Raw genomic sequence first — 13,066 nt, forward strand, 5'->3', positions numbered from 1 at the left:
TTCTTGCTGATGGGGATGCCATTGCGCTCCCTCAAAGCAGTCTGAAGTATATTTTAGAAAAAGCGATTAATAAGTTTCCGAACCTTACGAAAATAGCTATCTACGGTTCCATAAAAAGCCTTCAAAATAAAACCGTTAATGATCTTAAGGAACTAAAAGACAGAAAACTATCAACTGTATATCTTGGTTTTGAAACAGGCGATAAGCAAATTTATGATTTTATAGAAAAATTCGGTTCCCCTGAAGGAAACGTGGAAACCTGTCTTAAGGTGAAAGAGGCGGGACTAAAAACTAATGTAACCGTGATACTTGGTTTGGGCGGGAAAAAGCATTCTCAAAACCATGCAATAAATACTGCTAAAATACTAAACCAGGCTCAACCGCATCAGATAGCTGCTTTAACTTTGATGATTGCACCGCGCACTCCGTTGTACTCAATGCTTAAAAGAGGAGAATTTGAACAGCTTGAAGATTTCGATTTTCTTAAAGAGCTTCATCTGCTGATAAAAAACTTGGAAGATTTTAAATGTCTTTTTTTCTCTAATCACGCATCAAATTATTATCCAATAAATGCCAGATTCCCGCGGGATAAAGAAACAATACTAAATGAACTGGATGAAGTTATTCAAAACGGTTCCAAAAAAGTACTTAAACCCGAATTTTTGAGAGGTTTATAATTATCAAGTAATAGGAGGATGTATGGTTAAACTTTGGAGATGTGAGATTTGCGGAGATCCGTATATCGGGGATGAAGCTCCGTCTAATTGTCCGTTTTGCGGAGCTAAAAGGCAATACCTAATAGAAGCAAAGGATTCAAAGGCAAACTTTGATGTCAGCCTTAATGAAAAAGATCGTGCCAATGCTGAGCGCGCGCTTGAAGTGGAAGTGAGCAATTCCGCATTTTATTTCTGTGCTGCTGCAAGAACTGATGATGCTGAAGGTAAACTTCTTTTCAAGGCTCTCGGAAAAGTAGAATCTGAACATGCTTCAATTTGGAAAAAAATCTTAAAGTTGGATAAAATTCCAAATGGTAATGATAAATGTTATGTAGGAAATAAAGAAAATCTTAATGAATCCCACTCCCGTGAAACAAAGGCAATTAATTTTTACTCACAGGCCGCAAAAGAATCAAAAGATGCAAGAATAAAACAGATATTTGAAGCTCTTGTTGAAGTTGAAACCGACCATCTGCATCTTTCGGAAGAAAGGTTAAAAAATAGTTAGTTGACAACGAAGATCAAATAATTGAAAAGTATTTAAATTAAAGGCAAAGTTCAATAAAACGAGAAAAAAAAGATGGAAGATTATAAATTGAAAAAAATTGCCGTAATAGGGGTTTCCCAAAACAGCAAAAAATACGGCTATAAAATATTCAGCGATCTTTTAAAAGCAGGTTTCAATGTTTTTGGGATAAATCCAAAAGGCGGCGAGGTTGAAGGAAAGAAATTATTTAGTTCAATTAAAGAAATAAATCCTTTACCTGATATGATATTAACTGTGGTTCCTCCGGTAATCACCGAAAAAGTGATTGAAGAGATGAATTTGCTAGGTATCAAACGGCTCTGGATGCAGCCCGGGTCGGAATCGGATACGGCAATTTCCAAGGCTAAAGAATACGGCATTTTGGTAACCTCAAAAAAATGCTTCATGGTTGCAAACGGCCTGTGGAAAGAGGAATTAAAAGGATTTTAATTGGTATATGAATAAAGGTAAAAATGTTTTATTAATACTGAAATATTTTCTTATAGGATGCTGAAGGAGTTATCAATATAATGGCTGGATATACGGGAGGAAAAACTCTTAATCCCACATATGAAGAAGTTTCATCAGGAAAAACAGGTCATTATGAAGCAGTGCAGATAACGTTTGATCCGTCAAAAGTAAGTTATGAAAAACTGCTTGATATATTCTGGCATCAGATTGATCCGACGGATGAATACGGGCAATTCGCTGACAAGGGGACTCAATACAAGACTGCCATTTTCTATAATAATGAAGAACAAAAAAAAGCAGCTGAAAATTCTTTAAATGAGCTTGAAAGGTCAAAATATTTTAATAAGCCGATAAAAACTAAAATATTGAAGGCCGAAATATTTTATAAAGCTGAGGATTATCACCAGGATTATTATTTGAAAAATCCATTGCATTACAATACATACAAGAAACTTTCAGGAAGAGAGGATTTTATCATAAAAAAATGGGGAAAAAAGCCGCAAAATAAATTTATTAAGCCGACAAAGCAGGAACTTAAAAGTAAACTCACGGATATTCAATTCAAAATCACTCAGGAGAATGCTACCGAACCACCGTTTAATAACGAATATTGGAAAAATTCCAGGGAAGGAATTTACGTGGATATCGTATCCGGAGAAGTTTTATTCAGCTCTCTAGACAAGTTTGATTCGGACTGCGGCTGGCCTTCATTCACAAAACCCATAAATTCAGAAAGTACGGTTGAGCAAAAGGATTCGAGCCACGGTATGGCAAGAACGGAAGTGCGAAGCAAACAGGCGGATTCACACCTTGGCCATGTTTTTAACGATGGGCCAAAACCGGCAGGATTACGCTATTGTATTAATTCCGCGGCATTAAGGTTTATCCCAAAAGAAGATATGGAAAAGCAGGGATACGGGAAATATTTAAAGATATTTGAAGAAGAGAAATAAGTAATGTGCATTTCAGCCTACGAATAGGGAATAGAAAAAAATTTGAAATTTTCTTAAAAAATTGGTATGTTAGTTGTCAAAATAAATAAGCCCGCCGAAAAAACTAGGCGAGGTACGTCAAACGGAGGAAGCAAATGGCAGAAACACTCGTAGTAGTAAGCAAAGTAAAAAAGATGGTAAAAGAAGCGGGATTTCGCACAGGAGCGGATTATATAGCTTCAATTTCGGCGAAAGTGGAAGAAATGGTAAAAGCATCAATTGAGAAAGCAAAAACAGTCGGTAATAAGAAAACACTTGGCGCTGAGGACATGTAGTTAAGGCAGTAATGAGTAATGAGTGATGAGCGGTGAGTTTTGCGTTGTTGGACCAAAAGGCTTAACCTTTTGGAAGTAATAAGTAAAAAAAATTCACCTTTCTGAAATCTGAGCTGTTAAAAATAAAAAAATAACAGTATCTAAATACCTCTGAAGAGATCCTTCGATTTCACTCAGGATTTTTTCAGGGGTGTTTTTATTTTGTAATAGGATTTTACATTAATATTTTATATAATATTAAAAAAAGAAGGAATTCCACTGGCTCTGTCCTTAATATTAACGTTCACAATTATTTTATGAATTTTCTATCTGTTTTTCATAATTTAAAAGAATAATTACTACACTTATACCTAAAGGGGGGAAAGGTGTATAGATGCCGAATTTATAATAGTTTTGTTAATTCCAGCATAAAAAATGACTGCTGGAATTTTTTTATTATATGAAACTTAAAATAAACATACTATTGATACATATCATGAGAGCCTGCATTTTATCAGCTTTATTATTAATTTCAATATTAAACACAACTTATGGGTTAACCCCGGATGAACAGCGCGCTTTGGAACAACAAAAGGTAATTGAGCAAAAAGAATCCATGGAAAAACAAAGCCAGGAACTCCGTAAAATACAGGATGAAATTGAGCTAAAGCGGAAAACCAAAGAGCTTGAAGCTCCAAAGCCTGAACGATTGAGAAAATCGGATATCAGGGAACTGCAAAGAAAACTGCAAAATTTATACCTTAATCACGGATATATCTCGGCCAGAGTATATCTTGACATAAAAGACCCGCTACCGAACACGCTGAAGTTCACAATTCTGGAAGGCACCATTGAAAATATCTATTTCGCAGACCCCAATCAAGGAAAAATGCCCATCCGCACGGCGTTTCCCCGGTTAAGAAACAAAACTCTTAATATTCGCGATATTGAACAGGGGTTTGAACAAATGAACCGTTTGCAGTCAAATAACGCGACTATGCAGATTAAACCCGGAAAAACTGACGGCGGGGCCGAAATTGAAATCATGAATACCCCCGGGCGCAGGACCAGGGTATCTTATGGAGCGAACAATTCGGGAACCGAATTGACGGGACAGAACAAACATTTCCTGGATCTTCTCGGTGAAAACCTGTTTAGGCTAAACGAGATGCTGTCCCTGAATTATGGAAGAGGTTTTGAAGATAACGACAGGAAATATGCAAGAAATTACGGCTCGTCATTAAGCGTTCCGCTGGGGTACTGGACGTTTGATTTTAATTACAATGCATCCGAATACCTCGCCACAATTCAGGGAATCAGCGGTAATATTTTCTCTAAAAATGATTACAATAATTTAAGTTTTTCTGTTGACAGGGTTTTGTCAAGAGCCAGAAGGCACAAAATAAACGCGGGCCTTGGGCTTACCAGCAAGGAATCGAAAGGTTATCTTAACGGTGTTAAGTTAGATGTTAGCAGTAGGAATCTTATCCCGATGTCTGTTTATGCCTCTCACCTGATATTTTTGCCGGGCGGTCTGCTTTCGTCCAGGGTAAGTTACATTCATGGGCTTGATATACTGGATGCTCAAGAAGATAGGGCCAATTTGGCAGAAGGCCAGCCGAAAGCTCAATTTCAGGCAGTTTCATTGAACGAATACTTCTCGTATCGTTTCGCTTTGCCCTATACAAACATTCCGTTAACGTACAGCATAAATTTAACCGGCCAGTATTCTTGGGATGATTTGTTCAGTTCGGAACAATTCACGCCGAACGTGCGAGGGTACAGGGAAGGCGGCATATGTGGCGAAAGTGGCGCAAGCGCGAGCAATGATATTCAAACTCCCCTTATAGGCGTTCTGCCGTTTAAAAACAAAACCGCTCGGTCAATAATAACAAAATTTTCGTTAAACTGCTTTTATGACAAAGGGTTCGTTCAGCATAAAACCTACGGTGGGAAAGAACATATTTCAGGCTGGGGATACGGGATTTCCGGCAAATTATATGATATAATTAATATGAACATTTACGTTTCTAATCCGTTAGAAGCGCCGTCAAACGTAACAAAAGAAAGAAACGCATTCAATATGAGCTTGAACATAGTATTACATTTGGTGTAGGTTTCCTAACTGCAGATGTGAGCGGGAGAACCCCGTTCGCAGGGGGGCAGTATGAACAGGAAAGAAGTTCTTCTACGCAAAGTTACGGCTGTGGCAACTGCAGTGTTTTTTGTTGTTGCTCAAATGCCATTACAGGCAGCAGGGATAACGGCTGACGGCCAGACAAACACGACCATTGACGTTACGTCAAACGGGACTCCAATGGTCAACATTGCGCAGCCCAACGCGCAGGGATTGTCGCATAACACCTACTCCGATTTTAACGTTGACCCGAATAACCTCGTAATAAACAACTCAAACCACCTAACCGGCGTTTCCCAGACAGGCGGATATGTTGTCGGAAACCCCAATTTAATCGGAAAAACCGAAGCAAATGTAGTTCTTAACGAAGTTACAAGTAACCGGATAAGTAACTTAAACGGCTACATAGAAATGTACGGCAAAGCGGCTGATTTTATCCTTGCTAATCCCAACGGCATTGCCGTTGCGGGAGCCGGTTTTATAAACACCCCTCGCGCAACTCTCGTTACGGGCACGCCGAACATAGTCAACGGCATGGTTAGCGATTTCGCCCTTTCCCCCACGGGCGCAATATCCATAACCGGCAGGGACGTCCCCGGCCTTACAAACCTTGGTTTGGACACTCAATCGGTGGATTTGGCAACTCTTGTATCGCGCGTAATAACCGTTTCAGGTGGCATATACGGCAAAAACGTGCATCTGCTTTCGGGTAACGATAAATACAGCTATCAGACAAACACGGTATCATCAACCGGGCAGCCGCTTGTTCCTCTTAACACGCAGTTCGGGGTTGACTCATCGGCGCTTGGCGGAATGTACGCAGGCCGGATAACGATTGTAGCTAACGAAGCGGGGTTTGGCGTAAGAACTGCAGGTGATTTAGTTTCTGATGTAGATGACATTTCTATAACCTCAAAAGGCGGTATTGAATATTCCAAAGCTTATGCCCGGAGAAACTTGACCGTCCAATCCGTTAATGGCGATGTGGCTAACGCCGATTACAGTTTTGCAGGAAACGATATCTCAATTTCAGGTAAAAACGTTGCAAGTAAGTATATGAACGCGTCAAACAACATTTCCGTACGGTCAGAAAACAATACAACGTATGGAACAGCGGAAGCTAAAAATGTAACGGTAAATGCCGGGAACGCGATTACAAACACAAGCGCTACAACGGCGCTGGAAAGTATTACATTAAAAGGAAAAGATATTGAAGCAAAAGAATTAACTTCAGGACTGGATTTGTCGTTAATTGCAGAAAATTCGTTTACAAACCATGGAAACACCCTATCTTATGGCGATGCCAGTATAACCGCAAAATCATTAATCCTTGACCCGTCTTACAAGTTTACCGCTCACAAAAATTTAAATCTGACTACGGAAACTTTTGATAATGAAAGCACGTTCCTAGCCGGGCAAAACATTACAATGAATGCTACAGAAATGACAAACCGCGGCAGCATACAGGCCTACGGAAACGTGCTTATAGACGGGACTGATATTGAAAACAAGACTTCGGGTCATTTGTATGCGGGAGAAACATTATCTCTTACTGCAACAGGCTCTATAACGAATAATGGCATAGCAGAAGGCGATAGCACAGATGTTTCAGCCACGGTAATAACAAATAACGGAAAAATTAACGCGCTTACCGGTACACTGAGCGTTTCCGGCAACACCATAGCCAACAATACCGGCGCTGAAATGAATTCTAACGGCACAATGAACTTAACAGCGGCAAATACGTTAATCAATAATGGCAAGATCACTTCAGAAGGCGATTTGAACCTGACCGCAGATACCCTGGTTTCAAACAATTTATTGCTCTCCGGAGATGATATCAATATGAATGTAAGGGACGCGGTAAATAATTCCGAGATAGCGGCTTATAACAATATAAATATCAACGCAGCGGGAAACGTAACCAACAACGGGACCGGGCTCTTGCTTGCAAATAACAATTTAAACATATCCGCGAACAACTTAACAAATTCGCCGAACGGATACATATACTCCGGTAATGATTCGCTTTTCCGGATAAGTGGCACTTTATACAATAATCAAGGTCTGATTTATGCCGAAAGAAATATGATAATGCGGGGACAGGGCGATGAAACGTCAAAAATGGCAGTGTTGACAAACAACGCGGGCGAGATATCGGCAAAAACCGGCGATTTAACGATAAATGCGAATACAATAAATAATTTGAGTATAGACAATTGTGCCGTTCCTCCGGGCTCATTTACGGTATATCAAACAGGAGGGCCACAGTATCCGCCAGACCCTAATATTGCCGGCACTGGAGAACCTGCTCCCAGAACTTATTCTGTATATTCAAACGTATATGCGATTAAACAGGGTAAAATACTGGCGGGCAACAATATCACGATGAATGCGGGTACTGTCAGAAATAGAAGCAGTATCGTAGCCGCTCAGAACGGGCTAAATATCTACGCGGGAACAGTATATAATGAAAGGCCGGCGTTTTATGTCACATATACTTATGAAGAAGGTATGTCGCCTACAACCGCCCTTTTGTACTCCAATACTCCCGCAGCAATGTCAGGCAGAACGGTAAACATCCAGGCTTCATTAATCTGCATAGACGCGCCAAATACGAACACTGGCACCATCCCTCAGATACGAGGCGGAACCGACAAGCAAATTGAACAAATTATAAACACGGGAATATTACAGCCTTTGATTGTGAACGGAATATCCATAAACCCGGGCCCGGGTTTCAAACTTGCGAAGCCGGACGCAGGTTATCTGTTCCAGAATAATAATCGTTTTCTGAATGAATACGAATTCACCGGCTCTGATTATTTTATTAAGCGCATGGGCTTTAACCCGAATACGGGCACGAAATTTTTAGGCGATGCCGTATATGAGCAAAAAATCATTCAGGACTCGATAATCGCGGCAACCGGAAACCACTATTTATACGACGGCATTGTAAACATGAATCAGCAGATGGAAGTCTTATATGATAATGCCGTTTCCATGTCGGGAAAATTAGGGCTTGAATTCGGCAAGCCTCTCACTGAACAGCAAATCGCACAGCTTGATAAGGACATAATATGGTACATAGAACGCGAGATAAACGGGTTTATTGTCCTTGAACCGGTGATGTATTTATGCAAAGAAACTAGAGATAAACTCGGAATGGAAGGAAGCACAATACAGGCAAAGGACGAAGTGAAACTTGCTTCGGGCGACACGCTAAGAAACACCGGCACGATCAAAGGAAATAATGTTGTAATCACCGCTAAAAATAACATAGAAAACATAGAAGGAAGAATAGAGGCGCAGACAAACGTAGCGTTATTGGCAGGCAATGACATAAAAAATATCGGCGGAGCAATAAAATCATCCAATGATATGTTTCTTAAAGCAGGCGGGAGCATAACGAGCGAGAACATCAAACGGCGCTTAGTCAGTTACGATGGCTGGAAAGACGAAATTGTGTCACAAGGCAGTATAGAAGCAGGCAGAAAAGGGATTTTTGAAGCGGCAAAAGATTTCGGCATATTGGGGGGCTCAAGCCTTATGACGGGCTCGGACATGGTAATTAATACCGGTGGAAACATAAATATAACCGCAGAAAGGCTTGATGAAAAGCATGATACTTACGAGGGTTTATCGGAAAAAACGCGGTATCTTTTGGCGGCAGTCGGCGCGGGCGGTAATTTGCTTATGCGCTCAGGCGGGGACACAAACGTCATTGGCGGGAACGTAACGTCAACTTGTGACCTGGTGTTGAACGCAGGCGGTAACGTGAACATAGAGTCGGTGCAGGAAAGGGATTACAGCTACAGTCGAACTGAAGATAAGGACTTCTGGGGCAACAGCTCTAGCGAAGTAAAAGAAAGTGAAACAACGAGAAACATTGCGAGCAAGCTGAATTCAAACAGAAATTTAACTATAACTTCCGGCGGCAATACCAAAATAAAAGGAAGCGATGTTGAAGCTTTAGGTAATATCGGCATTGAAACTAAGGGCAATCTTGCCATAGTGTCAGGGCAGGACACTTCAAGCAGTTATTCCAAAAAAGAAAGCAGTAATATCATAGACAAAAATAAAGAGGAAACGGGAAACCTCAGCATAAAACAAATAGCCTCAAACATTAAAGCGGGCGGAAACATATCAACAAAATCGGGCAATAATACCACCATAATTGCTTCCAATGTTTTAACCGAAAGAGGCGACGTTACGCTGGATTCAGCAGGAAATATAAATATGCTTGCGGGTGAAAACGTTACCGTCAAAAGCCGCAATCAGGACGAATCGGGCAATTTTGGTTTAAGCGAAAGCGAGACCCGTGAACGTAGTTCTAAAACAACCCTTGAAGCGTCAAACACGATTTCTGGCAGAAACATAAATTTAAACGCCAATAAGGATTTTACGACTGTTGCTTCTAATGTCGGAGCCGCAGGCGACGCCGAAATAGAAGCCGAAAACGTAAACATATTAGCTGGCAATGAAAAAGACGAATACAGCTACTACCACCGCGAAAAGGACCTTGCCGACATAAACATTGGCGCATTATATGGCTACGGCTGGGAGATTGGTGACGGGAAAGCAACCGTTGAGCTTGCAAAGTTTAATGAACGGGAAAATTACAGCGGCCATTATGACGAAACCGCAAAAGGTTCGGCAATAAACATTGGCGGTAATTTAAAGGTAACCACGTCAAAAGACGTGAACATAATCGGTTCCGATGCGGCGGCAGACAGCGCGGACGTCAATGCAAAGGGAGACATTAAGGTTGCATCAGCCGAAGAAAAACATACCTCATATGAAGGCAACAAAGAAACAAAGATAACGGTTTCAGCGGGGATAGGGAATGCGTACGTAGATGCATACAATGCCGGCGATGCCTTAATCAAAGCCGGGGAAGAAGTAAAAAAAGCAAACGAAGCATTAAACGAAATGAAACGTTTGGAAAAAGAAGGCAAAGCGAGCAAAAGCGCAGTAGAGGATGCCGAGCTAAATCTTGCGATGGCAACAGCGAATTTGGCGCAGGCAACAACATCACTTACAAGCAGCGCGGCAAGTGCGGCGACAGCGGCAAGCACTAGCCTGGGAACAGGTCTTTACGCGGACATGACAGTTGAAAGAAACGGAACGGAAACAAGAACGGACAAAACGGCGCTGACCAATCGCGGAAGCGCGATTGTCACGAATAATAACCTTAATTTGAAATCCGGTAATGATATTAACCAGAAAGGGAGCGCGGTATCATCAATCAATGGTGATATAAGCTATGAAGCTGACGGAAATATCGCGATAGTATCAAGCGAAGACAAATACAATGAGAAGACAAACACAAAAGAAGTAAATGAAAGGGTAAGTTATGGCTCTAATGGTGTAAATGCTAATGTAAACAGCGCGGAAAGCGAAAGCAGGGCAAACAGCGTAACAAACAATAACAGCATTGTATCGGCAGGTGGAAACATAAATATTAAATCAGGGAATGAAACAAAGATTCGCGGCGGAAACATAGAAGGCGAAAACATAGAAGTAGACGCGGATAAATTAATTGTTGAAAGCGTGCAGGACAGTTATTATTCAAATTCAAAAGGCGGAAATACCGGAATAGGCCTGGGCAAGAACAGTGTTAATGCAAGTTATGGTGATTCCAGCAGTAAGGTTGATATGCAATGGGTGAATAATCAAAGCGGGATAGTGTCAAAAGGAAAGCTTGACATAAAAGCAACCGATGAAACAACGGTAAAAGGAGCGGTTATAGGAAGTCAGACAGGCGATATGGCCCTTGCGACAGGGAAATTGACGACAGAAGATATAGATGATAGAAATGTAAGTGAAGCGCGCGGATTGAATATAAATACGAATATCGGCAAGACCGGCGACAGGCAAAAAGACAGCAGGTTTCCAAACGGGAGCACTACAGTAGGGTTGAAGAATTCCGCGAATGAAAAGGAGCAAATTACAAAAGCAACGATAGGCGAAGGAACTGTCATCCTGAACGAAGCGAATGACCTTTCCGGCGTAAACCGCGATCTGTCAAATACGCAGGAAACGACAAAAGACCAGATAACAAGAGCGCTAGACGGCAATGTAACTGTTGATAACCGCGTCTTTACTGAAGCGGGCCGTGAAGCGATAGTGAAGGACTTCAAGGATCTCGGGAAAAATGTAAATCAAATAGGCAAAGGGTTAACAAACAATGTTGTCGTTCAGTCTGTAAAGAACGCTGTAACTGATAAAAAGACTAACATAATAGAAGCGGTTAAGGATTATGTCAGGGACGATAAGAAAATACAAGAAATCCAGGAAAGTAAAGAGCTGACAGATAAACTTAATGGATTGACGAATGAAAATGCCGAAGGCGTGCAAGACAGCCTGCAAAAAACAGCCGATATTTCGGGCAAAGACGGGGGCTTTGAGGGTAATGTTGAATTGTATAACAACAGCGATGAAACCAAAGGGTACTCTTACAGCAAAAACGGTGAAAATACTGTAGGGGTAAATACAAGAAAGACAGATTTGACAAATAGCGGGGAAATAATCAATACTGTATTCCACGAGACAACGAATGCAGATAAACACTCGCAAAATAACGACAGAACAGCTCTAAACAGAGGCGATACAGCCGAAGCGATATGGGGTTTAAAGAATTTCGGTAATGAGAACACGAACACGTTGACGAACGAGGAATGGAATTCCCTGAACGGTAACAGCAGCGTACTGAGAACAGGGAATAATAATAGGATAATAAATTATTTTAATGCCGGAAATAAGCTGGGTTTGTTGAACGAAATGACGTTTGGTTTATTGAACGAAGTGACGATATCATTGCCAGGGTCTACTAAATTTATAACAGAGCCACCACAAATTGATTTCGGACCGTTAGTAACGCCTGTAAGTGATATTATATCCAAACCGCTTATAACGCCGGTAGCCCAACCGGACCCGAATGGGGGCAAAGAGATAACCCCGATATCCGAGCCGGATACAAAACCGCTTATCACGCCTGTCCCAACGGGAGATGAACTTGGAACAAGCAAGCCTTATATGGAGTTGGGCGAGGTAAGGCAGACAACGCCGGAAGAAGCGAATAAACCATATACGGATAAAGGTTGGGTAGCGCCATATAAAGAAGGAACAAGCGTAACAGATAACAAAGTAATAGGGGAAGAAAAATATGTAAGGTTGCATGGTGAGGATAATCAGGCCAATGAATGGCTTGTGAAGGAAAGCGAAATTACAAGATCGGATGGGACACTTATGAGCCCGGAGGAAATAAAAAATATATTATCTCTTCCCAGCATACCCACGAAAATATCTGATGTAGCAGTGCCCGATGGCACTATGGTTCGTAAAGGGACCGCAGCAGGAGTTCCTGAATGGAATACTAAAGGTGGAGGGGAGCAGCATGAGATACTTGATGTGGACGAAATAAAAGCAAGTTGGTTTACCAACGAAAGGGGACTAAAATGATTGATTACGGATCAAATGTATTAAAAATAAATGGCAAAAGATTAGAATTGATGCAACTTCCTGCTGTTGTTAGCAAAATACTTTTACCGACAGATGATATGGTTGTAGTGCGTTACAGCGTAGCCGATGTTAAGGAGAAATTTGATGCAAAATATCGCAACGTATTCGCCGTAAACATGCAGGGCGAAGTATTATGGCAAATTGAACCGTCACCATTTGAACAGAAAATTCCTCCTGATGGGCATATACAGCGTTACGCTTTTCAGAATTTGTGGCTCACCGAAGATGGAAAATTGATGGTTGATAGCCATGGCATTCAATTTGAGGTAGATGCTAAAACAGGAAAACTTAGCAAGGGCGAATTGGCAAAATAGATAAAAAGTACATTGTTGAATTGCCAGAGAGCAAATTAATAACCTTCACTGCAAATGCTTGCGGCGAAGGTTATTTTATTTTTTGATAACATATCAACCTAATCCGCCAAAGGCGTACAAGACAGCCTGCAA

At 41.2% G+C, this 13,066-nt stretch carries 8 protein-coding genes; all 8 read left to right on the forward strand.

Features of this window, described 5'->3' with window-relative positions:
- A partial coding sequence (locus NT145_01050) for a radical SAM protein (protein MCX5781282.1) occupies positions 1–677 on the forward strand: 677 nt, incomplete at its 5' end.
- Between the two features lie 22 nt (positions 678–699).
- Positions 700–1,224, forward strand: a complete 525-nt coding sequence (locus NT145_01055) for a ferritin (GenBank protein ID MCX5781283.1) — start codon at positions 700–702, stop codon at positions 1,222–1,224.
- A gap of 72 nt (positions 1,225–1,296) precedes the next feature.
- Complete coding sequence (locus NT145_01060) at positions 1,297–1,692, forward strand: CoA-binding protein (protein ID MCX5781284.1); 396 nt, start codon at positions 1,297–1,299, stop codon at positions 1,690–1,692.
- Between the two features lie 71 nt (positions 1,693–1,763).
- Complete coding sequence (gene msrB, locus NT145_01065) at positions 1,764–2,666, forward strand: peptide-methionine (R)-S-oxide reductase MsrB (GenBank protein MCX5781285.1); 903 nt, start codon at positions 1,764–1,766, stop codon at positions 2,664–2,666.
- Between the two features lie 134 nt (positions 2,667–2,800).
- On the forward strand, positions 2,801–2,980 hold the full coding sequence (locus tag NT145_01070; protein MCX5781286.1) for a hypothetical protein: 180 nt from the start codon (positions 2,801–2,803) through the stop codon (positions 2,978–2,980).
- Positions 2,981–3,419: 439 nt separating this feature from the next.
- On the forward strand, positions 3,420–5,075 hold the full coding sequence (locus NT145_01075) for a POTRA domain-containing protein (protein MCX5781287.1): 1,656 nt from the start codon (positions 3,420–3,422) through the stop codon (positions 5,073–5,075).
- Positions 5,076–5,126: 51 nt separating this feature from the next.
- The gene (locus tag NT145_01080) at positions 5,127–12,560 is read left to right on the forward strand and encodes a hemagglutinin repeat-containing protein (protein ID MCX5781288.1); all 7,434 of its coding nucleotides are present in this window, start codon (positions 5,127–5,129) and stop codon (positions 12,558–12,560) included.
- The gene (locus tag NT145_01085; GenBank protein MCX5781289.1) at positions 12,557–12,934 is read left to right on the forward strand and encodes a hypothetical protein; all 378 of its coding nucleotides are present in this window, start codon (positions 12,557–12,559) and stop codon (positions 12,932–12,934) included. Before NT145_01080 ends, NT145_01085 begins: the two co-directional genes overlap by 4 nt.
- Positions 12,935–13,066 lie beyond the last annotated feature (132 nt).

The sequence above is a fragment of the Elusimicrobiota bacterium genome (assembly GCA_026388075.1).
GTDB lineage: Bacteria > Elusimicrobiota > Endomicrobiia > Endomicrobiales > JAPLKN01 > JAPLKN01.